31 protein-coding genes are annotated in these 26,183 nt (G+C 62.0%); 18 read left to right on the top strand and 13 right to left on the bottom strand.

All coding sequences use genetic code 11. The annotated features are described in order from the left end of the window. The first annotated feature begins 63 nt into the window (after window positions 1-63). The 4 genes from CEW89_RS16140 (at window position 64) to CEW89_RS21515 (ending at window position 2,981) form a co-directional block, all read left to right on the top strand. Window positions 64-933: a methylated-DNA--[protein]-cysteine S-methyltransferase gene (locus CEW89_RS16140; protein ID WP_238379676.1), complete on the top strand. Its 870-nt coding sequence runs from the start codon at window positions 64-66 to the stop codon at window positions 931-933. A 79-nt stretch (window positions 934-1,012) separates the two neighbouring features. Continuing rightward, on the top strand, window positions 1,013-1,660 hold the full coding sequence (locus CEW89_RS16135; protein ID WP_066702029.1) for a YiaD family glycine zipper/OmpA-like lipoprotein: 648 nt from the start codon (window positions 1,013-1,015) through the stop codon (window positions 1,658-1,660). Window positions 1,661-1,776: 116 nt separating this feature from the next. After that, window positions 1,777-2,547, top strand: coding sequence for a FadR/GntR family transcriptional regulator (locus tag CEW89_RS16130; RefSeq protein WP_096807271.1), 771 nt, complete (start codon window positions 1,777-1,779; stop codon window positions 2,545-2,547). Between the two features lie 179 nt (window positions 2,548-2,726). Next, entirely contained in the window at window positions 2,727-2,981 is a 255-nt protein-coding gene (locus tag CEW89_RS21515; protein WP_081423733.1) for a helix-turn-helix domain-containing protein, read from the top strand. Window positions 2,982-3,279: 298 nt separating this feature from the next. On the opposite strand, the gene CEW89_RS16115 is transcribed toward CEW89_RS21515, so the two are convergent. From CEW89_RS16115 to CEW89_RS16095, 5 genes are all read right to left on the bottom strand, one after another. Then, the gene (locus CEW89_RS16115; protein WP_096806582.1) at window positions 3,280-3,852 is read right to left on the bottom strand and encodes a F0F1 ATP synthase subunit B; all 573 of its coding nucleotides are present in this window, start codon (window positions 3,850-3,852) and stop codon (window positions 3,280-3,282) included. A gap of 4 nt (window positions 3,853-3,856) precedes the next feature. Beyond that, on the bottom strand, window positions 3,857-4,402 hold the full coding sequence (locus tag CEW89_RS16110) for a F0F1 ATP synthase subunit B' (protein WP_096806581.1): 546 nt from the start codon (window positions 4,400-4,402) through the stop codon (window positions 3,857-3,859). A 180-nt stretch (window positions 4,403-4,582) separates the two neighbouring features. Next, window positions 4,583-4,819: a F0F1 ATP synthase subunit C gene (locus CEW89_RS16105; protein ID WP_066608699.1), complete on the bottom strand. Its 237-nt coding sequence runs from the start codon at window positions 4,817-4,819 to the stop codon at window positions 4,583-4,585. A gap of 58 nt (window positions 4,820-4,877) precedes the next feature. Next, complete coding sequence (locus CEW89_RS16100; RefSeq protein ID WP_244906086.1) at window positions 4,878-5,654, bottom strand: F0F1 ATP synthase subunit A; 777 nt, start codon at window positions 5,652-5,654, stop codon at window positions 4,878-4,880. 2 nt (window positions 5,655-5,656) lie between these two features. Further along, window positions 5,657-6,019, bottom strand: coding sequence for an AtpZ/AtpI family protein (locus CEW89_RS16095; RefSeq protein ID WP_096806580.1), 363 nt, complete (start codon window positions 6,017-6,019; stop codon window positions 5,657-5,659). Window positions 6,020-6,248: 229 nt separating this feature from the next. Here CEW89_RS16095 and CEW89_RS16090 point away from each other — a divergent pair, with 229 nt between their 5' ends. Next, window positions 6,249-6,602, top strand: coding sequence for an ArsR/SmtB family transcription factor (locus tag CEW89_RS16090; RefSeq protein WP_096807269.1), 354 nt, complete (start codon window positions 6,249-6,251; stop codon window positions 6,600-6,602). A 255-nt stretch (window positions 6,603-6,857) separates the two neighbouring features. Here CEW89_RS16090 and CEW89_RS16085 read toward each other — a convergent pair whose 3' ends face one another. The 4 genes from CEW89_RS16085 to CEW89_RS16070 all read right to left on the bottom strand — a co-directional run bounded on the left by CEW89_RS16085 (window position 6,858) and on the right by CEW89_RS16070 (window position 10,174). Next, window positions 6,858-7,271, bottom strand: a complete 414-nt coding sequence (locus CEW89_RS16085) for a universal stress protein (protein WP_066702046.1) — start codon at window positions 7,269-7,271, stop codon at window positions 6,858-6,860. An 82-nt stretch (window positions 7,272-7,353) separates the two neighbouring features. Beyond that, entirely contained in the window at window positions 7,354-8,205 is an 852-nt protein-coding gene (locus tag CEW89_RS16080) for a DMT family transporter (protein WP_096807268.1), read from the bottom strand. 204 nt (window positions 8,206-8,409) lie between these two features. After that, a complete protein-coding gene (locus CEW89_RS16075) occupies window positions 8,410-9,312 on the bottom strand; it encodes a LysR family transcriptional regulator (protein WP_096806579.1) in 903 nt (300 codons plus the stop codon). Window positions 9,313-9,379: 67 nt separating this feature from the next. After that, complete coding sequence (locus CEW89_RS16070; protein ID WP_096806578.1) at window positions 9,380-10,174, bottom strand: glycosyltransferase family protein; 795 nt, start codon at window positions 10,172-10,174, stop codon at window positions 9,380-9,382. A gap of 313 nt (window positions 10,175-10,487) precedes the next feature. Between CEW89_RS16070 and ffh the strand changes: the two genes are divergently transcribed. The 12 genes from ffh (at window position 10,488) to rpmE (ending at window position 19,261) form a co-directional block, all read left to right on the top strand. Further along, window positions 10,488-11,999, top strand: coding sequence for a signal recognition particle protein (ffh, locus tag CEW89_RS16065; protein WP_096806577.1), 1,512 nt, complete (start codon window positions 10,488-10,490; stop codon window positions 11,997-11,999). A 17-nt stretch (window positions 12,000-12,016) separates the two neighbouring features. Continuing rightward, a complete protein-coding gene (locus CEW89_RS16060; RefSeq protein WP_096806576.1) occupies window positions 12,017-12,559 on the top strand; it encodes a GNAT family N-acetyltransferase in 543 nt (180 codons plus the stop codon). 76 nt (window positions 12,560-12,635) lie between these two features. Then, window positions 12,636-12,932: a chorismate mutase gene (locus tag CEW89_RS16055; protein WP_066702063.1), complete on the top strand. Its 297-nt coding sequence runs from the start codon at window positions 12,636-12,638 to the stop codon at window positions 12,930-12,932. Window positions 12,933-12,978: 46 nt separating this feature from the next. After that, window positions 12,979-13,371, top strand: coding sequence for a 30S ribosomal protein S16 (rpsP, locus tag CEW89_RS16050; RefSeq protein WP_096806575.1), 393 nt, complete (start codon window positions 12,979-12,981; stop codon window positions 13,369-13,371). Between the two features lie 200 nt (window positions 13,372-13,571). Then, window positions 13,572-14,219, top strand: a complete 648-nt coding sequence (bluB, locus tag CEW89_RS16045; RefSeq protein WP_066702065.1) for a 5,6-dimethylbenzimidazole synthase — start codon at window positions 13,572-13,574, stop codon at window positions 14,217-14,219. Between the two features lie 25 nt (window positions 14,220-14,244). Then, window positions 14,245-14,751 (top strand): ribosome maturation factor RimM, encoded by a 507-nt coding sequence (gene rimM, locus CEW89_RS16040; protein WP_096806574.1) that lies wholly within the window; start codon window positions 14,245-14,247, stop codon window positions 14,749-14,751. Continuing rightward, window positions 14,748-15,560 (top strand): hypothetical protein, encoded by an 813-nt coding sequence (locus CEW89_RS16035; protein ID WP_096806573.1) that lies wholly within the window; start codon window positions 14,748-14,750, stop codon window positions 15,558-15,560. Before rimM ends, CEW89_RS16035 begins: the two co-directional genes overlap by 4 nt. Continuing rightward, window positions 15,561-16,349: a hypothetical protein gene (locus CEW89_RS16030; RefSeq protein WP_096806572.1), complete on the top strand. Its 789-nt coding sequence runs from the start codon at window positions 15,561-15,563 to the stop codon at window positions 16,347-16,349. A gap of 21 nt (window positions 16,350-16,370) precedes the next feature. Continuing rightward, the gene (gene trmD / locus CEW89_RS16025) at window positions 16,371-17,219 is read left to right on the top strand and encodes a tRNA (guanosine(37)-N1)-methyltransferase TrmD (protein ID WP_198403445.1); all 849 of its coding nucleotides are present in this window, start codon (window positions 16,371-16,373) and stop codon (window positions 17,217-17,219) included. Between the two features lie 121 nt (window positions 17,220-17,340). After that, window positions 17,341-18,375: an acyltransferase family protein gene (locus CEW89_RS16020; protein WP_157779894.1), complete on the top strand. Its 1,035-nt coding sequence runs from the start codon at window positions 17,341-17,343 to the stop codon at window positions 18,373-18,375. A 278-nt stretch (window positions 18,376-18,653) separates the two neighbouring features. After that, window positions 18,654-19,028, top strand: a complete 375-nt coding sequence (gene rplS, locus CEW89_RS16015; protein WP_066702075.1) for a 50S ribosomal protein L19 — start codon at window positions 18,654-18,656, stop codon at window positions 19,026-19,028. Window positions 19,029-19,039: 11 nt separating this feature from the next. Next, window positions 19,040-19,261, top strand: coding sequence for a 50S ribosomal protein L31 (gene rpmE, locus CEW89_RS16010; RefSeq protein ID WP_066702091.1), 222 nt, complete (start codon window positions 19,040-19,042; stop codon window positions 19,259-19,261). An 81-nt stretch (window positions 19,262-19,342) separates the two neighbouring features. Here rpmE and CEW89_RS16005 read toward each other — a convergent pair whose 3' ends face one another. Continuing rightward, the gene (locus tag CEW89_RS16005; protein WP_096806570.1) at window positions 19,343-21,139 is read right to left on the bottom strand and encodes an OmpA family protein; all 1,797 of its coding nucleotides are present in this window, start codon (window positions 21,137-21,139) and stop codon (window positions 19,343-19,345) included. 225 nt (window positions 21,140-21,364) lie between these two features. On the opposite strand from CEW89_RS16005, the gene CEW89_RS16000 reads away from it, so the two are divergent. Continuing rightward, window positions 21,365-22,177, top strand: a complete 813-nt coding sequence (locus tag CEW89_RS16000; RefSeq protein ID WP_066702102.1) for a division plane positioning ATPase MipZ — start codon at window positions 21,365-21,367, stop codon at window positions 22,175-22,177. Window positions 22,178-22,191: 14 nt separating this feature from the next. Here the strand turns inward: CEW89_RS16000 and CEW89_RS15995 are convergent, their stop codons facing one another. From CEW89_RS15995 to CEW89_RS15985, 3 genes are all read right to left on the bottom strand, one after another. Further along, window positions 22,192-22,464 (bottom strand): hypothetical protein, encoded by a 273-nt coding sequence (locus CEW89_RS15995; RefSeq protein ID WP_096806569.1) that lies wholly within the window; start codon window positions 22,462-22,464, stop codon window positions 22,192-22,194. A gap of 111 nt (window positions 22,465-22,575) precedes the next feature. Then, entirely contained in the window at window positions 22,576-23,529 is a 954-nt protein-coding gene (locus CEW89_RS15990) for a glycosyl transferase family protein (RefSeq protein WP_096806568.1), read from the bottom strand. Between the two features lie 16 nt (window positions 23,530-23,545). Continuing rightward, a complete protein-coding gene (locus CEW89_RS15985; RefSeq protein ID WP_096806567.1) occupies window positions 23,546-26,182 on the bottom strand; it encodes a nitrate reductase in 2,637 nt (878 codons plus the stop codon). Between the last annotated feature and the right edge of the window lies 1 nt (window position 26,183).

The raw sequence follows: 26,183 nt of genomic DNA, 5'->3' as shown, positions 1-26,183 counted from the left end.
GGCACGGTGGCCCCGGTCCGCTAATCTCAGAGCATGTCACTCCGGAGCACCGCCTTGTCCACCCTGCCCCTCGAAGACCGTTATCATTACAACATCATCCGGCGCGCCATCGACCTGATCGACGCCGCCGCCCTGCCCCTGTCGCTTGACGCCTTGGCCGCCGAGCTGGGCATGAGTCCGCATCATCTGCAAAAGCTTTTCACCCAGTGGGCCGGCGTCTCGCCGAAACGCTTCCAACAATATCTCACGCTCGGTCATGCCAAGGCACTGATCGACAACCGCCACACCATGCTCGACACCGCTGACGCCACCGGGCTTTCGAGCACCGGTCGCCTGCATGACCTGTTCCTGCGCTGGGAGGCGATGACCCCAGGGGAATTCGCCCGTAAAGGCGATGGTCTCAACATCTCCTACGGGCTCTGCACCACCCCCTTTGGCGAAGCCCTCGCCATGGCAACCGATCGCGGGCTTTGTGCCCTGGCCTTCACCTCGGAAACCGGTCGCGAGGCGGCCTTCGCCGATCTTTCTGCCCGCTGGCCCGCCGCGCATTATGTCGAAGCGCCTGAAACCATCCGGCCGCTGATCGACACGGCGCTTGGCGGAGGAACCATGCCGCTCCACCTTATCGGCGCGCCGTTCCAGATCAAGGTCTGGGAAGCGCTCCTGTCGATCCCCTCCGGGCATGTCACCACTTATTCCGACATCGCCCAGGCCATCGGCAACCCGAAAGCCGTGCGTGCGGTCGGCACCGCCGTCGGACGCAATCCGGTGAGCTGGCTGATCCCCTGCCACCGGGTGCTGCGCAAGACCGGCGCTCTGGGCGGCTATCACTGGGGCCTGCCGGTAAAACGCGCGATTCTGGCCTATGAAAGTGCGCAGGCCGACGCGACGCGGCCCGATGCGCCTGAGCGAAAACCCGCCACATTCGCGTGATCGCTCAAAATCCACCGTGCCAGAGGCAAGCGACAGCGCTAAAACCAGCGTCAAGAGCAGTTTTTCAGGAGGATCAAACATGAAATCCCCGCTTTACATCGCCATCCCGCTGGTCTCCGCCTTCGGCCTGACCGCCTGTATGGACACTTACGATGCCAATTCCAAAGCCACGCAAGGCGCGGTCGTCGGCGCCACCCTCGGCGGCATCGCTGCGGCGGCCACCTCGGGCAAGAATGACAAGCTGGCCAAGACCGCCGTCGGCGCGATGATCGGCGGGGCCATCGGTGGCGCCATCGGCACCCAGCTCGACAAACAGGCCGCCGATCTCCAGCAATCCATGGGGAATGGCGATGTCAAGATCGTCAACACCGGTTCGCAGCTCATCGTGACCATGCCGCAGGACATCCTGTTCGCCACCGACAGTGCCGTCGTCGTGCCCTCGCTGCAAGACGACCTGCGCGCTCTGGCCTACAACCTTCAGGATTATCCGAGCACCACGGTGCAGATCATCGGCCACACCGACAACACCGGCTCGGCCACCTACAACCAGGAACTGTCGACCCGCCGCGCCTCTGCCGTTGCGACCATCCTGCGCGCCAACGGTGTCGCCTCCGGTCGGATTCAGGCCTTTGGCCGTGGCGAGGATGCCCCCATCGCAACCAACCTGACCCCCGAAGGCCGGGCTCAGAACCGTCGCGTGGAGATCGTCATCACCCCGATGACCTGATCTGTTGTTCAGCCACGATTTCGAAAGGCCGGGGCATGCTCCGGCCTTTTTTCATGCCGGTTTTTCTCATGGCTCCCTGCCCGGCGCGGCCCTATAATCTGCCCAAAGGAGCCGCCATGCCGTTTCAGAGAATCCAAGCCGAAAAGCTCAGCGCCTCCGTCGTGCGGCAGATCGAGCTTCTGATCCTGCGCGGCATTCTGCGCCCCGGCGAACGCCTGCCCTCAGAGCGCGATCTGGCGGAGCGGCTCGGCGTCTCCCGGCCATCGCTGCGAGAAGCCATTTCCGAATTGTCCGCCAAGGGGCTGATCGAGACCCGTGCCAATGCCGGGGTGTTCGTGGCCGATGTCCTGGGGTCCGCCTTCTCGCCCGCGCTCGTGTCGCTCTTCGCAAGCCATGACGAGGCGGTGTTCGATTACGTCGCTTTTCGCCGCGACATGGAGGGGCTCGCCGCCGAGCGCGCCGCGAAACTGGCCTCCGACACCGATCTCAAGGTGATCGACGCGATCTTCCGCAAAATGGAAGCGGCCCACCCCAAGCGCAATCCCTCAGAAGAGGCCCGGCTCGATGCCGAATTTCACCTCGCCATCATCGAAGCTTCGCATAACGTGATCATGCTGCATATGATGCGCGCGATGTTCGATCTGTTGCGCGAGGGCGTGTTCTACAACCGCTCCGTGATGTTCAAGCAACGCACCAACCGCGCCCAGCTTCTCGACCAGCATCGCGCGATCAACGAGGCCCTTCAGGCTCGGACCCCGGAGGCCGCCCGCGCCGCCGTGACGCGCCATCTCGACTATGTCGAAGAGGCGCTCAAGGATCAGCAAAAATTCGAACAGAATGAAGAGATCGCCCGCCTGCGCTACGCCCATGAAACGGGGCGTGCTTAAGTCATAGCCGCAAGATTTCATCGACACAGACCCAAGCAAAAGCGTGCATCTTGGAACAGGTGCACGTCGATTGGAATATATATAATTCTCCATATTGTTGCGCTTAAAGAGGTTTCATAGGGCTGAAGGAGTTTCAAACGCCATGTGCGTCCAGATGAATTCCTGTTGGAGCCATATTGATGAAATGTCTTGGAGAAACTCCCAGTCCGCTTTCTCCGCGTCAGGCCCAGGTGCTATGCCTTCTTGCTCATGGGTATCGCTTGGGAGAAGTGGCCCTGCATCTGGGAATCAGCGATTCCGCCGTTAATCTCTATCTCTCGAACACCAGACGAAAACTTGGCCTGAAGACAAACGAACAATGTCTGGCATTGGCCGTCCACAACGGCTGGCTGAAACAGGATTGCCTGTCTCACAGCCTGGATAAAGCCCGTTAGACCGCACCACAAACTTCCTCAGAGAAACAGGGGCATCCAGTGATATTCCTTCTTGGCTATCTCTCTCTCATGGCGGCAATTTTTGGGGCACTGTTGAGCTATGCGTATTTCTTTTATGCCCAAAATGCTTTGCTGACACGGTTGCAACTGGGGATCCTTGCCTTTTTGGCCGCCTTGTTCATAGCCTTGAGCTTATATTTTGGCCGATTGGTCCTCGTCTTGTTCCAAGAATAGAAAAAGCCCCGCTTTTGGCGGGGCTTTTCAATTCGGGGTCCGGTCGGTCCGGTCAGGAAACCGATCAGTGCAGCTTGGCGGCAACCTCGTCGATCGACGCGTCGATCATGGCATTGGCTTCGGTTGCACCCATGTTCTTCGCGATCACGTCCGCAGCGGCAGCCACGGCGACAGAGATCGCGGTGTCACGCACTTCGCGCACGGCGGCAGCTTCGGCGGCGTCGATCTGCTCGGCGGCGGCGGCCAGACGACGGGCAATGGAGGCCTTGAGGTCCTCTTTCGCCTTGTCCGCAGCGGCTTCCGCATCCTTCTTCGCCTGAGCGACGATGGCATCGGCCTGCGCCTGGACTTCACGCTGTTTGCGCTCGTAGGAGGCCAGGATCGACTGGGCCTCTTCGCGCAGCGCACGGGCCTCGTCGAGCTCGGATTTGATGCCTTCGGCGCGCTGCTCCAGCATTCCGCCGATCATCGACGGAACTTTTTTCCAGAACAGGATGCCAACGAACACGAGAAAGCCCAGAAGGACGATCAGGTTGGTGTTGGTGAGCGTCCAGAAATGGCCCGAAAACGGGTTGGAGCTTGCGGCGAGTGCCGGGGTGGCGGTGGTGAGGGCGAGAAGGAGAGAAAGTTTTTTCATGTCCTTAGCCTTTCATCCGTGCGGTGACGGCCGCAGTGACGGTGCGTGCATCGACGGTGGTGCCGAGAGCGGCCACGAGTTCCTTGGCGGTCTCCTTGGCGACTTCTTTCACGCTGTCGACCGCGCCGGCACGGATCTCGTCGATCGCTTTCGCCGACTCGGCGGCCTTGGCGGAAATCTCCGCATCGGCTTTCGCGGTGGCGGCATCGAGATCGGCCTGAATGGCGGCACGGGTCTCGCCCGCAATCTGTTGGGCTTGTGCTTTGGCTTCGGCGAGTGCGGCGTCATAGGCCGCCTCGGCCTCTTTCGCCTTGAGCTTGAGCTCTTCGGCGGCGGCGATGTCGTTCATGATCGTGCCGGAGCGCTCGGCGAGCACCGCGGAGATGCGCGGCAGGGCGATCTTGGACAGCACGAAATAGATCACGACGAGCGTGACCAGAAGCCAGAAAATCTGGTTGGGGAAAGTTGCGAAGTCGAGCTGCGGCATGCCTGCCTCAGCGGCGCCGTGTGCGGCGTCTACGACCTCTGCCCCATGCGTCTGAGTTGCCATCTTATTCTCCTGATTCTGACCTGTTCTCCCGGTGACGGGAGAGACCCCTTTTATGTGGTCGCAATGCCCATAGTGAAAATCATATGGCGAAAATCATCCGATTTTCTCAGCATTGCTCACATATTACGCGAGGGTGGGACTGTTAGGAGTCCCACCCTGCCGTAAGGATGGAGCGTCGGATCAGACGGCGAACATCAGCAGAAGCGCGACGAGGAACGAGAAGATCCCCAGAGCTTCCGCGAAGGCCATGCCGATGAAGAGGGTCGCGGTTTGCGACGCAGCGGCGGACGGGTTGCGCAGAGCGCCGGAGAGGTAGTTGCCAGCAACATTACCCACACCCATGGCGGCGCCGCCCATACCGATGGCGGTCAGACCAACACCGATGTATTTGCCGAGTTCTGCGATATTGCCTTCCATTGTGATATCTCCTTACGTTGGAATTGGCTGGATAGAGTTCGGACCCTTGCGGACCGGATCAGTGAGCCGGGTGCAGCGCGTCTTTCAGATAGACACAGGTCAGAATGGTGAACACGTAGGCCTGGATGAAGGCCACGAGGATTTCGAGAGCGTACATACCTGTAATCGCAAGAATGGATACAGGGGTGACCACGACACCGATCCCAGAGAACAGGATAATCGGAGCGAAACCGGCGAAAACTTTGATCACGGCGTGACCGGCCATCATGTTGCCCGCAAGACGGATGGAGTGGCTGACGGGACGCACGAAGTAGGAGATCAGCTCGATCACCGCGAGAAGCGGGCGCACGGCCATCGGCGCGGAGCTGACCCAGAACAGGGCGAGGAATTTGGAGCCGTTCTTCACGAAACCCAAAACGGTCACGAAGAGGAACACCAGAACCGCGAGCACGCCGGTGACGGCGATATGCGAGGTGGTGGTGAACGACAGCGGCAGAAGGCCCAGCATGTTCGAGAAGACGATGAAGATGAAGAGCGTCATCACATAGGGGAAGTATTTCACGGCATCCTTGCCGGTCACTTCCTCAAGCATCTTGTAGACGAAACCGTAGGTCAGCTCGGCGATCGACTGGCCCTTGGAGGGCACGACCGCGCGGCCACGGGAGCCGACGACCAGAAGCAGGATCACACCGACGACGGCAATCGCCATCCACAGCGTCACGTTGGTGATCGTGTACCAATGCACCGGACCATCGCCGAACAACGGCGTGACCTTGAACTGGTCCATCGGGTGGAAAACAAGGCTGCTCTCGGAACCATGCGCTTCAGTCGCCACGTTCAATCCCTCTCATCACGTGCGGGCGTCCCCGCGTTGTCGTCTTCGGCCGCCTTTTGTTCAGCGACCTGTTGTTTTTCAATGTCCCGCGCGGTGCGCATCATCGTCTTGACGCCGGCCGCGAGACCAAATCCGATAAACAGCACGAGGAAGATGGGCGTTGTCCCCAACAGCTTGTCCAAGCCGAATCCCATGCCGAAGCCGATCAACAGACCGGCCACAAGTTCCGTCACCATCCGCCAGGCCATATTGGCCTGGGAAAAGTGCTCTTCGCCGCGGGAGGTCTTCGGCTTTTGCGCCTCTTTCACCTTTGCGATCCGATCTTCCAGAGCGCGCAAACGCCCGGGATCATGCGGGTCGGTCATGGTGAAAGCCCCCTTGGTCACTTGCGGGCAAGCTATGCGGGGGGGGATTTAGAGTCAACGCGGAATTGACCACACCACACACAAGACAAGACACTGTTTATATTGAGTATTTTTGCCATCGGAAAACCAGGGGCTCGGCGCGCACGGGACCGTTAGCGCAAAAGGCTCGCGTTTTCGTTATTCAACCAAACGGTTGACCAAACCCGCGCGCACGCCTATCGGCAAGAACATGACCCATGATCTCGACCTCATCTTCGCAGCGCTCGGAGACCCGACCCGACGGGCCATCCTCTCGATGCTTTTGGAAGACGACATGGCGGTCACCGATGTGGCCGAACCGTTCGAGATGTCTCTGGCCGCGATCTCCAAACACCTGACCATCCTGACCCGCGCCGGTCTCATCGCGCAGGAAAAACGCGGACGAGTGAAATGGTGCAAGCTCGAACCCGACGCCATGCGCGCAGCCTCGGTCTGGATGCAGGGCTTCGGGCAATTGGAGGAGATTGATCTCGACGGTCTGGAACGGTTTCTGGAGCTGGAACTCTCGCCCCTGCCCGGCACGACAGAAACCGACACGCGCTAAAACCGCCCGGCACCAGAGCAAATCTGCGGTGAAGACCGCCCCTGAGACAGAAACAAACACGCGGAGCACTTCTGCTCCGCGTGTTTCTCTTCAGCACTGTCTGTGCTGTGCAAGCTGCAATCAAAAGACAAAGCTCAGGATTGCACCGACAACGACAACGAGACCGACAAGATAAATGACAGAGTTCATAACTCTTCTCCGCGTTTGTTCTGTTACAGAGACAACGCGGAGAAGGCCCGGAAGTTCCCGTGCGCCTTAGCGCACCACGAAAACCGACATCTTGGCATGCGAGGCGAGCGTGCCCGCGTTCGAGCCGAAGATATATTCGGCAAAGCCCGGCACATGGCTGGCCATCACCACGAGATCTGCGCCCAACTCATCGCTGGCTTTCATCAGAAGCGCATCGAGATCAATCCGTAAATCCGTCGCGATCACGGGGTGCGGCGTGACGGGCCGCCCATAACGGTCGGACAAGTCGGCTGCAAAGGCCCGGAGCCGCGCCTCATATTCGGCAGGGGTGTGCCCCAGAGCATGCGGAGTTTCGGGAGCAACCCCCACCACATGAACGGCGGCATCGTATTGCGCCGCAAGATCGCCCGCGACACCCAAAGCCTTTTCGAGGCGGTCCGCATGGCCGAGATCGACGGGGATGACGATCGTTTTAAACATATCTCCTCCTTCTGACCTGCCTGTGCAAATCCCGTTCATTCTAACAGAAATGGAAGGTTACCGATATGCGGGAGGTCAACCCTCAGCCCTCGTGCTCGAGCAGGAGATAGAGCGCCAGAATGGTCAGGCCGATGCCTCCGAACACCAGCGCGGGCGGCGTGCCATGGCCCAGAGCGATTTCCCAGATGATCACCCAGGAGGGCACGAGATAGGTGTAAGCCATGACCTTGGCCGCCGCCAGACGCACGGAGGCATAGGCCAGAAGCGTCGCGGTCGTGGTGGTGGCGAACACCGTGATATAGCCCAGCGCGATCCAGACGATGGCCGGAAGATGGGCCCAGTCGGTCGCCAGCACGTCTTTCCAGCCAAAAAGCAGGATGACGAGCGAGGCGGAGGCCAACACGAAGAAGGTAAACACCAGCGTGCGCTCACCCCGGTGCAGGCGCGGCACCAGCGGGGTGTAGATCGCATGTGCCACGACGCCGATGAAATAGAGCGCCTCGCCGCGTCCGACATGGAAAGCCAGAAGCGCATGGATGTCGGCGCGGAAGATCACCCAGAGCGCGCCCGCCGCCCCGATGGCCAGCGCCATGGCGATGCGGCGCGTGGTGATCTGGCGCATGATCAGATAGCCGAACCCCGCCGCCAGAAGCGGCGTCAGAGTGAAGACGGCGGAGGCGGAGACCGGTTCTGCGGTTTTCAGGCCGACGAACATCATCACAAAGTAAAGCGCGAAAATGCCGCCAAGGATCAGGTAGCGCCAGGGCTGACGCGTGGCCTCGCGCGGGATGCCGCCCGTGGCCATGGCCATGATGCCGACAAAGATCGTCGCCGCGACGAAGCGCACCCCGTTCAGCGCCAGCGGTGTGATCTCGTTGGCCGCCATGGAGCCCAGCGAGAACGACCCGGCCACGAGACAGGAGAAGGTGAGCATGGCCAGATGGCCATTGCGGCGGTCGGCGGCGGTCGCGTCATGGGGCACGGGGAGAACTCTTTTGAAAACGCTATGGATCGTGCTCCCTTAGCGCCCATGGCCCGGAAGGTCCATTGCGAGCATCCGCACAGGACAAAATCGTTTTCGCGGCTTTCCGGGGCACCCAGTCTGCAATTGCCCGGTCTGCGATTGCCCGCTCTGCGATCACCCGACCTGCGAACAGGGCCATTCGCGCGAGCGCGCCTTGAGGAAGGTCAGGAAGGCCTGCACCTTCGGCGTGCGGTGCAGATCGACATGGGTGACGATCCAGTTCTGACTGTCCCAATCGGGGCTGGGCGGCAACACCTCGACAAGATCGTCGCGCTGCCCGGCCTGCCAGGTCGGCATGAACCCGGCGCCCGCGCCCGCGATGATCGCCTCCGTCATCACCTCGACATCGGAGGTGCGGAAGGCCAGCCGGTCGGCGGGCACATGTTCGTTGATCCAGACCATAAAGGGCGCGCGCGAGCTCGGGTCGTCGAGCGACACGAACCGCAGCTCATGCGCAAGCGCCTCACCCGTCGCCTCCGGCATGCCGTAGCGCTCGATATAGGTCTTGTGGACGTAGAGCGCATAGGCCTGACGGTGGAACGGCTGGACCACATTGTCGGGTTCCTGCGGCGGACGCCCGGCCCGGATCGCCACATGCGCCTCGCCATATTCGAGCCGGAACAACCGCTCGCCGGTCAGGTAGCGCACATTGAGGCCGGGGTGTTCGAGCTGGAACTCGGAGAGCACCGGCACCAGAAGCGCCCCCATCCCCGGCAGCGATGTCACGACCAGTTCCCCCGCTACCTCTTCGCCGCGCCCCTTGATCCGGGAAACGAGTTGCGAGAGCTGGTCGTCGGTGGTTTGCGCGACCTTCAAAAGGTCCATCCCCGCCTCGGTCGGCGTATAGCCGCGGGCGTGACGCTGAAACAGTTTGACGCCAAGGCGCTGTTCGAGGCTGTCGATATGGCGGATCACCGTGGCGTGGTGCACGCCCAGCGCCTGCGCCGCGCCGGACACGGTCCCCATCTTGGCGACCTGAAAGGCGGTGCGGAATTCATCCCAGTTTTCGACGGACATCTCTGGCCTCATGTGCGGAGAGGAACGGTTCACCGCGATCATCCAGAGGTCTGTGTGGAATTACAAGCTATTTTGCCACGTCGCGGTTTCTTAATTCCGCCCACCCCTGCGCCGCTTCAGGCAAATCGCCCTGCCATTCCTCCGCCAGAGCCCTCCGCTCCGCCTCCAGCAATGCCTCCAGCGTCGCGATCCGATCGCCCCGCCCGCGCATGTGATCCTGAAACCGGTGCGAATGCAGGATCGTCGGCACCGCATCCAAGGGTTCCCAGGCATCCAGCACCGTCACACGGCGCAGATTGAACTCCGGCGGCAACACGTAATAACGCAGATCGCTCTCCCAAAGCAGGTCCTTGAGTATGATCTGATCGCGCTCCACCGTCTCGTCTGCAAAGAACCGCGCCGCCCATTCCTCAAAAAACGCCCACATCGCCTCGGACCGCCGATAAAGAAACACCCCCGAATTGTGCTGCGGAAAGGCATAGGGCGTGTGGTGATCCCGCCCCTGCCGGATCAGATCCCAGTCGCGGCGCACATCATGGGTCAGCGCACATTCGAACCGCTCCAGCACATCGAAGAGATCGCCCAGAGGCGCGACGAACAACGTGTCGCTGTCGACATACAACGTGCGCTCGAACCGCGTCTCCGGCATCGCCCGCAGTTTCTCGCGCGCATGCATCCGCGCCTCGACCCGCACCTGATCGAACAGCCCCTCGGGCAAAAGCTCCGGCACATCCGTCACCAGATCGACGGCCAGATCCGGCTCCACCGCCCTGAGACTCCGCGCCGACTGAATCGCCAGATCGACATAGTCCGGCCCGCTCGCAACATAGAGCACGCCCCGCGTCACACCACTCTCCCCCATCGGGTCTCCCCTCCGCTCTTTGGTCCGCAGAAGCTAGAGCAATCCCCCGCCAAGGCCAGCCCTCACCTCATGTCAACGTCCCGGCCAAAACGCCGCATCTCTCTTGACTCACTTCCCGCGCACGCGTAGAGACCGGCCAACATCCCGGAAAGCAGTCTGCCTTCCGGTCCTCAGGCTACATGCCAGGATCGCCCCCCGTCAGCGCGTTGCGCCCACGGGGGCTGAGCCGCATTGGTCTTTTAAACTCACCGCTCCGTGCCCACATGGAGCAGATCGCAACACGGCCAAACGTCATAGTGACAGGAGTACGCCCATGTTTGAAAATCTGTCCGAACGCCTCTCCGGCGTCTTCGACAAGCTCACCAAACAAGGTGCCCTGTCCGAAGACGATGTGAAAACCGCCCTGCGCGAAGTGCGCGTTGCGTTGCTTGAGGCCGACGTCTCGCTTCCCGTGGCGCGCGACTTCGTCAAGGCCGTGGGCGACAAGGCCACCGGTCAGGCGGTCACCAAATCCGTCACCCCCGGCCAACAGGTCGTCAAGATCGTTCACGATGAACTGGTCCACGTCCTCGCCGGTGACGAAGGCGAGATCGGCACGCTCAAGGTCGACAACGCCCCGGCCCCGATCCTCATGGTCGGTCTGCAAGGTGGCGGTAAAACCACGACCACCGCGAAACTCGCCAAACGCCTGAAAGAGAAACAGGGCAAACGCGTCCTGATGGCCTCTTTGGACGTCTACCGTCCCGCCGCTATGGACCAGCTCAAGGTTCTCGGCGAACAGATCGGCGTCGACACGCTGCCGATCGTTCCGGGTCAGAAACCCGCCGACATCGCCCGCCGCGCCAAGCAACAGGCGACCATGGGCGGCTATGACGTCTATATGCTCGACACCGCAGGCCGACTGTCCATCGACGACGCGCTGATGGCCGAGGTCGAAGAGGTCAAAGCCATCACCACCCCGCGCGAAACGCTTTTGGTGGTCGACGGTCTCACCGGTCAGGACGCCGTCCACACCGCCGAAAACTTTGACGGGCGCATCGGCATCTCCGGCGTCGTGCTGACCCGGATGGACGGTGACGGTCGCGGCGGTGCAGCGCTTTCGATGCGCGCGGTCACCGGCAAGCCGATCAAATTCGTCGGTCTCGGCGAGAAAATGGACGCGCTCGAAGAGTTCCACCCGGAGCGCATCGCGGGCCGTATCCTCGGCATGGGCGACATCGTGGCCCTCGTCGAGAAGGCACAGGAAACCATCGAGGCCGAACAGGCCCAGCGCATGATCAAGCGTTTCCAGAAGGGTCAGTTCAACATGAACGACCTGAAGATGCAGCTTGAGCAGATGCAAAAGATGGGCGGCATGGAAAGCATCATGGGCATGATGCCGGGCATGGGCAAAATGGCCAAGCAAGTCCAGGACGCCGGGTTCGACGACAGCATCATCAAGCGTCAGATCGCGCTGGTGAACTCCATGACCAAGAAAGAGCGCGCCAACCCCGCGCTTCTTCAGGCCTCGCGCAAAAAGCGTATCGCAGCGGGTGCCGGTCTTGAGGTCGCCGAGCTGAACAAGCTTCTGAAAATGCATCGCCAGATGGCGGACATGATGAAGAAGATGGGCAAGATGGGCAAAGGCGGCATGCTGAAACAGGCTGTGAAAGGCATGTTCGGCAAGGGCGGCCCGCAGGGTCTCGAAGATATGGACCCGGCGAAAATGGCCGAAGCCACCAAGGCGCTGCAAGGCGCGATGCCCAAGGGCATGGGCGGCCTTCCGGGCCTCGGCGGTGGCATGGGCCTGCCGTCCAATCTCTCGGGTCTTGGGAAGAAAAAATAAGGCAAGAAGAAATAACCATGACCCTCGCCCCCACCATAGAAACCCAGCGCCTTCGGTTGCGCGGCCATATCGAGGCGGATTTCGATTCGTTTGCCGACATGTTCGCCTCGGACCGGTCGCGCTTCATGCACGGCCCGCTCTCGCGGCGTCAGGCATGGTTTGCGTTCTGTGGCGACGTGGCGCAATGGCCGTTGTTCGGTCATGGCGCATGGGGTGTGGAACGTCTGGACGACGGCGCTTTCGTCGGTCAGGTCGCTTTGAACAAACCGCCGCATTTCCCGGAGCTGGAGCTTGGCTGGTTCGTCATGGACGGGTTCGAGGGCAAGGGTTACGCGTTGGAGGCCGCCACGGCCGCCCGCGATTACGCCTATGTCGAGATGGGGCGCGACACGCTTGTGTCCTATATCGACGCCGCCAACAGCCGCTCGATCGCTTTGGCCGAACGGATGGGCGCGGAACTGGACGAGATGGCTCAGACGCCCGACGGCGAGGCTTGCCTCGTCTACCGTCACCCGACGCCCGAGGCGCTGCAAGACGGCGGCATGGAGGCTTACGCATGAGCCACATGAATGCCAAACCGTGCCCGACAAAAGTCCGACACAAATCCGACGCTTTGCCGACAGGGGAGTTGCGCCCATGAACGAGACCCAGAAACGCGCCGCCGAGATCCTCAAGGAGCATCGCGAAAGCATCGACCGGCTCGACGCGATCCTCGTCTACACGCTGGGCGAGCGCTTCAAACACACGCAGGCCGTGGGGAAACTCAAGGCCGAAAACGATCTTCCGCCGTCGGACCCGGCGCGCGAAGAGAAACAGATTGCCCGGCTAGAGGAGCTTGCCATCGCGGCGGACCTCGATCCGGAATTCGCAAAGGCCTTCCTGAAATTCATCATTCGGGAAGTCATTCACCACCACGAAAAACATCAGGAATGACAGGGGCTTAGCCTCTGACAAATAGCTAGTATCAGGAGAAACAACCATGGCTATGAAAATTCGTCTCGCCCGCGGCGGTTCCAAAAAACGCCCGTTCTACCGCATCGTTGCCACCGATTCCCGCATGCCGCGCGACGGTCGCTTCATCGAGAAACTGGGCACCTACAACCCGCTCCTGCCGAAAGACAGCGAGCAGCGCGTTCAGATGGACATCGACGCCGTGAAAGCATGGCTCGACAAAGGCGCCCAGCCGACCGACCGCGTCGCTCGTATGCTCGAAGCCGCTGGCGTCCTTGAGAAAAAAGAGCGCAGCAACCCGAAAAAAGCCGTCCCGGGCAAAAAAGCCCAAGACCGCGCCGAAGAGAAAGCCGCGAAAGCTGCCGCCGCCGCGGAAGCCGCTGCGGCTCCGGCCGAAGAAGAGGCCGCTGCCGAAGAGTAAGCCCACCGGGGACTTGCTTTGGGCGATTCGCCATTATTCGGGCGCGGGCAATTTGCCTGCGCCCGTTTTCCGTCGCTCTTGGGCTGTGAGCAATAAAGCAAGGGATTTCAGCGCCCTGCGATTTGCGCACAATCAAAGTTGCCCCCGGCTTAACCCGTTACGGTGCTTATATCTCTGAGCCAATACAGGGGAATGAAGACATGACCAAACCTGCTGCACTCGGGCAGTTTTCTGCCGCATTTCGCAACGATTTTTCCGAACTTCTACGCTGGCGCCGGGATGTCCGCAGCTTTCGGAACGATCCGGTCGACGAGGCGGCCCTGAGCCGTTGCCTCGACACCTTCACGCTGGCCCCGTCCGTAGGGCTGTCGCAACCGTCGCGGATCGTCAAAGTCGTCAGCCCGCAGGCCCGTCAGGCCACGCTGGAGAATTTTCAGCGCGCCAATGAAAAGGCGCTGGCCGGATACGAGGGCGAAACCGCACAGGCCTATGCCAACCTCAAACTGGCCGGCCTCAAAGAAGCCCCCGTGCAACTCGCCGTGTTCTGCGACGAAGCCACCGAACAGGGCAAGGGCCTTGGCGTCCAGACCATGCCGGAGATGCTCCACTATTCCGTCGTCAGCGCCATCATGCAGTTCTGGCTCATGCTGCGCGCCGAGGGAATTGGCCTTGGCTGGGTCTCCATTCTCGATCCGAAAGCGCTTTGCGCCAGCTTGAATACACCGCAAAACTGGTCTCTGGTCGGCTATCTCTGTATCGGTTACCCTGAAGAGATCACGCGCGAACCGGAACTGGAGCGCGCGGGATGGGAACATCGAAACGCACATCCCGAGATTATCGAGTGCTAATCCACGGACGGGACCGAAGGGCAAAATGACAGACACGCGGATCATCGTCGGAGCCATCGCGGGCGCCTTTGGCGTCCATGGCGAGGTGCGTATCAAGAGCTTCTGCGCCGATCCGGAGGACATCGGGGAGTATTCCCCACTGACCTCCGAAGATGGCACGGAATATGTCCTGACCCTGACCCGTGCGATCAAGAACGGCTTTGCCGCAGAGATCGAAGGTGTCGAGACCAAGGAAGAGGCGGACGCCCTGCGTGGCGTGACGCTCTATGCCGACCGCGCGCATCTGCCCTCCCTGCCCGACGACGAGTTCTACCATGCCGATCTGATCGGTCTCACCGTGCTCGACACGGGCGGAGCGGTGCTCGGCACGGTGCGCAACGTATTGAACCACGGCGCGGGCGATCTCTTGGAGGTGCAGGGACCGGAGCTAAAGACCCCTGTTCTCCTGCCCTTCACGTTGCAGAACGTGCCGACGGTCGATCTTGCCTCCGGCCGGATCATCGCAGACCCGCCGGACGGTCTCTTCGAATGACACTGAGAGGGGACAGACGCGTTCTGCTCCATGCCGGGTTCCACAAAACCGGCACCACCTCGCTGCAAAAAACATTCGAGCAGAACCGTCATCTGCTCGACCCGCATGTGGAAACCTATCTGCGTTACGATTTTCGCACCGGTCTCCTCGCCCGCCCGGTGCGAAAATGCGCCGCCCAGCGCAACAAGGCGGCGAAAGAGGCGATCCTTGAAGAGGCCACGCTGTTTTTCGCGGGGCTCGACCATAGCGATCCCCGCCCCGTCTTCATCAGCCATGAAAACCTGTCCGGCACCTATATCGGCAAGGATCGTGTCGCCAGCTATGCTGCGGCCCCGATCGCGGCAAAGATCATTCAGGATGCCTGGCGCAGCGTGACCGGAGGCACGCACAATCTGGAATTTTTATACTCGACGCGCAGAACGGGATGGATTGCGTCCTGTCATTGGCAGAGGGTCATCACGGATCGGGAAACCCGGGACCTCGCGCAATATGAAAAGCAATATGCGCATGCCGCCGATCTGGACATCGTGGTCGATCGGATTCGCGATGCCGTGGCTCCCGGTCGGGTCCACAGTTTCGCCATCGAAGGCGTTCGGCACCCCGCCTTGTCTGCGCTCGAACACCTCGGCCTCGGCGCGCTTTGGCCCGGATTTGACATCTCCGACAATCAACATACCGCTCTGGACGGGGCAACGCGCACAGAGCTTTTGGCGCTCAATCGTTCGCCCCTCAAAGGGCCTGAGTTCTACGCCCGGCGCAGCGCCCTGCTTGGGCTGCCGCACGCCTCTGCGGCAGAGGGGCGCCGATAAATGCGGCGGCTGGTCGTTCATGGCGGGTTTCACAAAACCGGCACGACCTCGCTGCAGAAAACCCTGAAACTCAACGCGCGCCTGCTGGTCGATCATGTCGAGGTGCATGTTCAGGAAAACCTCTGGATGGTGCCTCTGGCCGAGGCGGTGCTCGAATTCTCTCTCGCCCGCAATCCCGAGACCAAGGCCCGCATCCGCAGCGAGGCCCGGGCGCTGTTCGCCACCTTCGATCTCGACGATCCCCGCCCGATCCTGATTTCCTCGGAACATCTGGCCGGTCACATGATCGGGGTCGGGTCGGTTCAGCGCTATGTCGCCGGCCCGATCGCCATGGAAATCCTTCGTGACGTCTGGCGCGAAAGAGCCGGGGCGGAGGCGCCGTTCGATCTCTATTATTCGACCCGGCGGGAGGGCTGGATCGCATCCTGCCACTGGCAGCGGCTGAAATTCAAGCGCTGCCTCCTCAATCTCGAGGACTTCGCCGCCCGCTATCCTCTGGCCAGCGACTTCGACACGATCCTCGACATGGCGCGGGCGCGTCTCGGGGCGGAGAGCGTGCATGCCATGGCGCTTGACGACATGAGCCACCCGATCGACCCGGTGCTCGATCTTCTCGGGTTCACGCATCTGCGTCCCGTCATCACACTGCGCCACCGGGTCAATGCCTATCCCGGCGGCAATGCCCGTGAGGCGCTTCTGGAACTGAACCGCTCCGATCTGCACGGCGCGCCCTATATCGCGGCACGCGATGCGATCATTTCTCCCGCACAGCACATTCCCAAGCCCTGACATGCGAGGCTATATGGGGCCATGAGCGACGATTCGATCCCGACCCGACCCGCAGACATCCCGGCCACCGCCCGGTCCCATGGCCGTCTGGCCGTCCGCCCGACGCTGAAACCGCGCGAGCTGATGACCAATACGCCCGACATCGCGGGCGTGTGGAAGGCCAAGGTGATCACGCTGTTTCCCGGCGCCTTTCCCGGCGTTCTGGGCGAGAGCCTGACCGGCAAGGCGTTGCAGGACGGCACATGGCAGCTCGAACCCATCCATTTGCGCGAGTTCGGCGAGGGCAAGCACAAGAATGTCGACGACACGCCCGCAGGCGGCGGCGCGGGCATGGTGATCCGCCCCGACGTCATGGGCAACGCCATTGATTTCGCAATGAACGGAGTGCCGCCGGATCGCGCCAAATGGCCTCTGGTCTACCTCTCGCCGCGTGGAAGGCGCTTCGATCAGGCGACGGCGAAACGCTGGTCCGAGGCACAAGGCATCACGATGATCTGCGGCCGGTTCGAGGGCGTCGATGACCGGGTGCTGTTTCACTACGGCATCGAAGAGGTCTCGCTCGGCGATTTCGTCCTCACCGGAGGCGAGATCGCGGCACAGGCGATGATCGACGCCACGGTGCGTCTCTTGCCCGGCGTGCTCGGCAATGCCGAGAGCGTCGAGGAGGAAAGCCATTCGAACGGCCTTCTGGAACACCCGCAATTCACCCGCCCCGCCGAATGGCGCGGCCTGCCGATTCCGGAGGTCCTGATGTCCGGCCATCACGGCAAGATCGCCGAATGGCGCCAGAAGATGGCCGAGAAGATCACCCGCGACCGCCGCCCCGACATGTGGGCAGCCTATGAGGCAAGCCGCAAGCCGGACAAATAAGCCGCGCCCCAAGCCACGCAAGCGTCAAAACACCGCGGATGACAACTCTGTACGGATCGGCACTTGCCCGGATGCGGGTCTGCGCCTAGCCTCGCCCGGACAACAACCAGAGCAGAACACCTTGGACAGCCAAAGGCATACCCAGATCGACGGCCTGCGCGCGCTCGCCATGACCGGCGTGCTTTATGTGCATTTCTGGGACCGGCAACCTCTGACCGAAAACCTGCGGGTGTCCCTGTTCTTCACAGTCAGCGGGTTCCTGATCACCCATATCCTGATTGCCGCCAAGGAAAGCGGTCGCTCTGTCAGCATAGGAAATTTCTACATCCGCCGTGCGCTCCGGCTGTTTCCCGCGCTGTTCGTCCTCGGCGCCGCCGCGGTGATCTTCGACATGGATGGCGCGCGCACCTCCTGGCCCTGGCATGTGTTGCAGGCCTCGAACCTCTTTTTCGCCTTCCATGAACAGTTCAGCCCCTGGGTGTTCAGCCATCTCTGGAGCCTCAACATCCTCGAACAGTTCTACCTGATCTGGCCCCTGGTGATCCTGCTCATGCCGATCCGGGGTATTTATCTTGTGACGCTGGGCATGCTGGTCGGCTCCGCCTTCGTCTATGCCCATGGCAACGACATGGGGTTGACCGACTGGACCCGGCGCCTGATTTTTCAGTTCGATCCGATTGCCAGCGGTGCGCTCACTTATCTTTTGGTGCAGCACAACCGCGATGTGCGCGAGGTGGTCACCTCCCGCTGGGCCCTTCTGGCGGCGCTCATGGTCATGGCCTCACCGTCCTTCCTCTGGCCGGGGTTCAGTGAAGACCCGACCTATCGCCTGCTCTGCCAACCGGCGCTCGGCGTCGTCGTCGCCGGAGCCTGGCATGGCTATCGCGGCCCGATCGGCTGGCTCCTGGGCTGCCGCGCCGCGCAGTTCATCAGCAAGATCAGTTACGGCGTCTTCATGTACCATCTGGCGATCTGGTGGGCGATGGCGCAACTCGGCTCGCCGCTTTACGACACCGGCCCGCTGCCGTTTTTTGCCATGACCGGCCTCAGCGTCCTGGCGGCGACGCTATCCTGGTATCTCATAGAGGAACCGATTTCGCGGCTGAAACTGCGCTTCCCGACGGCCCGTCCCGCCAACCTGGCCGTGACCGCCTGAGCGCACCTGAAAAGCGGCGCATAACGCTTGCATTCCGGGGCATTTCTGCCTAGAAACCGCCCGTCCGGGGTCGAGATTCGACCAACCGGGCCTTTGCGTTTTGTCCGGGCCTGTTCTTCGACGCCCGACCCGACAGGCGGAAAGACCAAAGCAAAGACGACCTGAACCCTCCGGCGGGCATCCTTCCTTGCAAGGCTGCGATGGACCCGATCGAAGATGCGGAGCTCTGAGGCGGTTGAAACTTCGTGGCATACCACGAGCAAATTGGAGTGTAAGCGATGGATCTGATCGCACAGCTTGAAGCCGAGCAAATCGAAGCTCTCGGCAAAACCATCCCGGATTTCAAGGCCGGTGACACCATCCGCGTCGGTTACAAAGTGACCGAGGGTTCCCGCACCCGTGTGCAGAACTACGAAGGTGTCTGCATCTCCCGTAAGAACGGCAAAGGCATTGCCGGGTCCTTCACGGTTCGCAAAATTTCCTTCGGTGAAGGCGTCGAGCGTGTGTTCCCGCTCTACTCCACCAACATCGAATACATCGAGGTGGTGCGTCGCGGCCGTGTGCGTCGTTCCAAACTGTACTACCTCCGTTCGCGTCGCGGCAAATCCGCCCGTATCGCGGAAGTCACCAACTACAAGTCGCTCGAAGCCTGAGGATCGTCACGATGAAAAACGATATCCATCCCGACTACCACTTCATCGACGTCAAAATGACCGATGGCACCATCGTGAAAATGCGTTCCACCTGGGGCTCCGAAGGCGACACCCTGTCGCTCGACATCGACCCCTCGGTGCACCCGGCCTGGACCGGCGGCAACTCCCGCCTGCTCGACGCCGGTGGCCGCGTGTCCAAGTTCAAAAACAAATACGCTGGCCTCGGCTTCTGAGCCTCCGCCCGTATCTGACATGCAAAGGCCCGCCATCTGGCGGGCCTTTTCGTTTGGTCGTCACGCAGGATCATCAAGACCTTACTGCGCCGCGACTTCGGCCAGAAGCGGCGTGATCACCCGCACCGCGGCACGGCGATTGCTGCGGTCGGCCTCGATGGTCTGGACCTTGAGATAGCGCTCGCCATAGCCTTGCACGACCATGTTTTCCGGCGGCACGTCGAAATATTCAGTCAGTGCGAGGGCCAGACTTTCCGCACGACGGTCCGACAGCGCCAGGTTCATCGTCGCAGGCCCGACCGCATCGGTGTGCCCTTCGACCAGAAACACCTCACGCGGGTTGGCGGCAATCGCCTCACGCATCGCCCGCCCCAGAGCCGCAAGCTCCTCGGCCTCAGTGGGCGAGATCGCCGCGGAGCCGGTGGCGAAGGTCACATTGGTCAGTTCGATCTCCGGCGCCAGCTCGCGCACCGCGCGGATCGAACGGATCTGGTTCAGTGAAAAGCGACGGTTCAGCGCCTCGTTCTCCATCTGACTGGCGGCAAGGGCCGCGCGCAGGGCGTCTTCGTCTTGCGTGTAAGTCACTGTCTTCTGAGACGGCGACGGCAGAGCCGTCACATCGACCGCCTCAATGGCCTGCGTGTCATCGAACAGCACAACGCGCGTGCCATCGACCAGCACACGTTCGCGACGCAACACCCGACCGTCGGCGGAGCGGATCGTCACCACCTCGCTGCCGTCTTCACGATTCAGCGTGGTCCGGGTCGAGCCGTCGGTGAAGCGCTCCGTGGTCACCTGGGAACCGGGTTGGCGCAACAGGGCGTCGTCATTCTTGAGCACGCGCAACTGGCCGTCGCGCTCAACAATCACCCGGTCACCGGTATTGGCCACCACCTGATCGTCATCGGCGAGCACATTGCCGATGACGGCGGCGCCCACGGCCCCGATCAGGAATTTCTCGAGATTGGACAGACCCTCGTCGTCCTTCTCACTCTGCGCCGTGGCCCGGTTGGCGAATTCCTCGTTCGAGGCCCGCGTGGTTTCGCGCGTTACGGTCTCGGTCTCGACCTCAATCTCCTGTCCGGTCTCGGCCGAAGCCGCTGCCGCCGGGGCCGCCTGCGTCTCTTCCTCAGCCGCCTGCGCTGCCTCTTCCTCGGCCTGCGCCTTGAGCACCTCCTCGGTCATCTCGACGGCCTGGGCCTCACCTGCATCGGTCGGGACGAAAATTCCTTCGGCCTCATCGGGGATCTGCGGCTTGACCTCCGCATCGGACATCTCGCCGCTGACCGGATTATCCGCCATCGGCGCCATCTCCTCATTCGTGACTTCCAAGGTCTCGTCCGGTTCCATCGGCTGCACCGTCACATCACCGCCCATATCACCGCCCGTCTCGGCCTCTTCCGACGCAAGCGCCTCTTCCAGCGTCTGGGTCGGGTCACTCTCGGTCACATCCGGCACAACCGTCCCCATTTCCGGCACCGTTTCCGTGGTCGCTTCAGAAGCTTCCGTCGTTGCCTCCTCCCCAGCGGCAGGCATGTCCTCCGCCAGTTGATCGGCCAGGATGTCTTCCTCGACCACCTCCTGATGTTCGAGATCGGCGGTGGCCTCTTCCCCCACGGTCGCGGGAGCGGTTTCCACCTCCTCGCGCGGCGCGGCAATGCCGAGCGCCTCATAGGCTTCGACGGCACTGACGACACGGCCGTCCTTCAGCAGCACCGTTCCCTCTTCGGTCATGCAGGGCGGCTGAATGTCGCTGCAATTCTCCAGCACCATGTTCTCCTCCACCGCCTGCGCGTCCTGTGCCAGAGCGGGTGTCCCCAGCCCGAGACCGATGAGGCCGAAACCGGTGGCGGCCGTGCTCATAATCATGCGTTTCATATGTCTTCTCCCAGAGTGATGCGGCCCCTGGAGGTCCGCACATGTCCCGTCTCAACGCATGAAACCGCAAATTCGTTTCCATATCCGCGTCGCAACACTGCGGAACGGATCGCGAAAACCGGGCGAAACGCTCTTGCACGGCAGCCAAAAACATCGTCATACAAGGTCTCAAAGAGACAACACACGCAGCGCAAAAGCGCGCGGACAGAACGGGAAATTGGGAACGTGGCGCATATCATTATCGTCGGCAACGAGAAAGGCGGAGCGGGCAAATCGACCGTTTCCATGCATGTGGCGACGGCTTTGGCGCGGCTGGGCCACCGGGTCGGCGCTCTGGATCTCGATCTGCGGCAAAAGACCTTTGCCCGCTATCTGGAAAACCGCCTGAGCTATTGCCTGCGCGACGGGATCGAACTTCCGACTCCGGACTACCGCGACCTTCCCCAGGTAGATGCCGACGATCTGGCCGAGGGCGAAAACATCTACGACCGGCGCCTGTCCATGGCCGTCGCGGGGCTGGAAGAAACCTGCGATTTCATCCTGATCGACTGCCCCGGCTCCCACACGCGCCTCTCGCAGGTGGCGCATACGCTCGCCGATACGCTGATCACCCCGATGAACGACAGCTTCATCGACTTCGATCTTCTGGCCCGCGTCGATCCGGACAGCAACAAGATCCTCGGCCCCTCGGTCTATTCGGAAATGGTCTGGAACGCACGACAATTGCGGGCGCAGGCCGGGCTCAAGCCCATCGACTGGGTGGTGCTGCGCAACCGTCTCGGCGCGCAGCAGATGCACAACAAGAAAAAGATCGGCGATGCGTTGGGCGAGCTGTCGAAACGCATCGGGTTTCGCGTCGCGCCCGGTTTTTCCGAACGGGTGATCTTCCGGGAACTGTTCCCGCGCGGACTGACGCTTTTGGATCTCAAGGACATCGGCGTCAAATCCGCGATGAACATTTCCAATGTCGCCGCCCGTCAGGAATTGCGCGACCTGATGAAAGAGCTGAACCTGCCCGGCGTCGCGGTCGATTTCTGATCGCGCATCAGGCCTCAGCCCATCCGATCCAGACGGCGCAGAAACGCATCGCCTTTCTGACGCGTCACCATGTGGCGCTCCCCGGGCACACTGCGGGAGACGGTCTCGGCGAGCGGCGAGCGGCTGGGCGCATTGTGCTCCGCCCGGCCACGGCGCTGCCAGATCAACAGGGCAACGGCCAAAATCATCAGACCAAGCCCAACGGCCATGAGTGTCACCTGTGCGCTGGCGTCAAATCCGATCGGCACTTGCCCGAACAGCGCCTTCACCTGCATGACGATGTCCATCGCAAGATCTCCACAATCCTCCGGTTAAACGCGACTGTCCCCCGAAAAGGGGCAGAATTCCGGCCAGCCTGTGGTCAAAACTGTGGAATTTCGTGATGCTCGCAAGACAGGTTAACCGGCACGGTTCCGCCAGAGGACCGCAGCCCGCTCTTCGGGGACCTCCTCGCCGAGAGTGTCCAGCGCCAAGGCCGCCGTGGCCAGCACGATCGCCTCCGCGAATGGATCGTCGAGCCTGCCCTCCCAAAGGGCCGCAAGACGTGAGAGATCGGTTTCGCCATCGTTGAGCCTGCGCACATCCTCATGCGCCGGGGGCATGAGCCTGTCCCAGCGCAGACCGTCCCGCAGTCCAAACACCTGAATGTCCTTCGACGGATTGCGCTCGAACTCGCCGCCGCCGCCTTTGATCACCGACAAGGACTTCAGCCCGAGAAGGGCAGAGGCATCGGCCTGCAATTCCCGATACAGCGGGTGAAACACTCCCTGAACCGAGGCCCCTGCCCCGCCCGGATTGAGCATCCGAGCCACGGTATTGAGACAGGAGCGAAGGCCGAAAACCGCGCGCAGTTGCAAGAGGTGCAGAAGCTCCGGCGAAAAATTCTCAAGCGGCAGATAGGCGATGCCTTCTGTCGCCATGACCTCGCGCGCGTGATCCGGACTGTCGCAGGAGGTGATCCCCGCGTAAGGCATACCCTCGCGCACCAGATGACCGCTTTCGCCCAGCCCGTTCCAACCGTGCATCAGAACCTTGTAGCCACCCTGTGCCACAAGACGCGCGGACAAAAGGAACCACGGCAGGCCCCGCGTGCGGCCCGCCGCATAGGACGGCCAATCGAGATCAGGCGTCGGCACGGTCACAAGCGTATCGCGCAGCGCACGGGTAAATCCCGCGATCTCCTCAGGCACTTCGCCCTTCATCCGCATCAGCATCAGCATCGCACCGACGCTTTCGGGCGCGGCCTCGCCCCGGAGCACACGCGCCATCGCCTCATGCGCCTCGTCATAGCTCAGGGATCGGGACCGGCCCGGGCCACGACCCAGAATCCGAACGAATTCGGCAATGCTCATCGGGTGTCCCCTCGGTTCACTCTGCGGCTGCGCGGCCCTTGATCCGTTCGATCAGCGCCTTGATCTCGGGTCGACAGGAGCCACAATTCGTGCCCGCCTGCAGCGCCTCGCCAATCGCTTCGACCGTCATCAATCCGCGTGTTTCAATCGCGGACAGAATAGTGTTCACGCCCACATTGAAGCAAGAGCAGAGCACGGGCCCCGGATCGGGTTGATCGGCGGGGGATTTGCCCGAGAGCACCATCGGCGCCTCCTGTCCCGGCAGATGGGTCAGGTAATCGCGCATCACGGCAACCGGTTGGCACGACACGAAAAGCGCGGCTTGCAGCGCACCGTCCTTGTGAAAGGCGATGCGCGCGGTGCCTTTGGCCGGGTCGAGCATGGTCTGGACAACCGCATCGGCCAGATCGAAGAGCTGGCGTGCCGCCTCAACCCAATCTTCGGGCGTCTCGCGCCCCGCCAGTTCCATGCGATAGCCCGCGTAGGTTTTGGCCTGCGCCCAATACTCCGCATCGGCTTTCACCGGGGTTTGCGACATCGCAAAGCCATACCACGCCGCCTCAAACGGTTTGATTTGCGCCACCGCAGCCTTGCTTTCCGGCTGGCCGGAGACCGGATCCGTCACCGGTGCCACAAGCGCGTCAATCCGCGCGGCCGGGGCGTTTTCGCCGGTCCAGTGCATCGGCGCGAAAATCTCGCCAGGGGCGATCCGGTCGGTGATCATGGCGCGCAGGATCGCCTTGCCATTGGGCGAGGTCACTTCAACGAGAGAGGTCGGCCCGATGCCACGGGCGCTCGCATCGTCCGGGTGAATCTCGATGAACGGTTCGCCCAGATGGGCATTGAGGCGCGGCGCGCGGGCGGTGCGCGTCATGGTGTGCCACTGATCACGCACCCGGCCGGTGTTGAGCCGGAACGGATAGCGCAGCTCGGTCTTGGATGCAGGCGGCTTCCACGACACGGGCCACATCCGCCCCTTGCCATCGGGGGTAAAGAATTTCCCGTCAGCGAAGAAACGCCCGCCCTGTTTGCCCTCGGACACCGGCCAGCGGGTCGGCTCCAGCGCGTCATATTCGGCATCCGACAAATCCTTGAGGCCGGAGATGTCGAAATCCTTGCCAAAGCCGCCCGCGATACCGGACAGGGCGGCATATTCCCGGAAAATCTCGGCGGGGCTTGCGTAATCGAAAGCCCCGCCATAGCCCATCAGACGCCCGACTTCGGCCAATTGCCACCAATCCGGGCGCGCCTCACCGGGCGCGGGCAGGACCGCGCGTTGCCGCGAAATGATCCGGTCGGAATTGGTCACCGTGCCGCTTTTTTCGCCCCAGCCAGTGGCGGGCAAAAGCACATGGGCAAGGCGCGCCGTGTCGGTCGCTTCGGTGATGTCAGAGACCACGACGAAATCGCAGCCCGCAATCGCCTCGCGCACCTTGTCGGCGTCCGGCATGGAAACAGCGGGGTTGGTGTGGAGAATCCACAGCGCCTTGATCTTGCCCTCGCCCACGGCGCGGAACATGTCGACGGCTTTGAGACCGGCCTGTTCCGGGATGACCGGGGCGGACCAGAAATCGCCCACGGCCTTGCGATGATCGCCATTCTCGATGTCGAGATGGCAGGCGAGCATATTGGCAAGCCCGCCGACCTCGCGCCCGCCCATGGCATTGGGCTGACCGGTGACGGAAAACGGCCCAAGCCCGGCACGCCCGATGCGCCCCGTGGCGAGGTGGCAATTGGTGATCGCATTGACCTTGTCTGTGCCCGAGGAGGATTGGTTGACGCCTTGGGAGAAGATCGTCACGACCTTTTCCGTGCCGCACCAGAGCGCATAAAACTCGGCCAGCAGATCGTCCGACAGGCCCGTCACGGAGAGATCGTCGGCCTTGGCGGCTTCGATGGCCTCATCGAGACCCGTGACATGTTCGGCGAACTCCCGGTCGATCAGGCCACGCTTTTCGATCTCAGCCAAAAGCCCGTTGAACAGCGCCACATCGGCCCCCGGTTTCACCGGCAGATGCAGGTCCGCCAGATCGCAGGAGGCGGTGCGGCGCGGGTCGATGACGACGAGCTTTTGCTCCGGGCGTTTCTTGCGATTGGCCAGAATGCGTTGATAAAGCACCGGGTGGCACCATGCGAGGTTCGACCCGGTGAGCACGATCAGATCGGCCTCATCAAGGTCCTCATAGGTACCGGGAACCGTGTCGGTGCCAAAGGCGCGTTTGTGTCCGGCCACGGTCGAGGCCATGCAGAGGCGCGAATTCGTGTCGATATTGGCCGAGCCGATGAAGCCTTTCATCAGCTTGTTGGCGACATAATAATCCTCGGTCAGGAGCTGGCCGGAGACGTAAAAGGCCACGCTGTCGGGGCCATGTTCGGCGATGGCTTCGGAGAACTTGCGCGCCACAAGGCCCAACGCGCTGTCCCAATCCGTGTCCTCGCCATGGACGCGCGGGGCCAGAAGCCGCCCGTCGAGCGAGACGGTTTCGCCCAGCGCCGTGCCTTTGGAGCAAAGCCGCCCGAAGTTCGCCGGGTGGCTTTTGTCGCCGCGCACATCGAGGCCGCCCTGCCCGTCCGGGCCCAGAACGACACCGCACCCAACCCCGCAATAGGGGCAGGTCGAGCGAATCGCACAGGTGGAGTTCGGAGCTTTCATC

Source organism: Celeribacter ethanolicus (assembly GCF_002407265.1).
GTDB lineage: Bacteria > Pseudomonadota > Alphaproteobacteria > Rhodobacterales > Rhodobacteraceae > Celeribacter > Celeribacter ethanolicus.
This window is presented reverse-complemented; position numbering and strand designations above follow the sequence as displayed.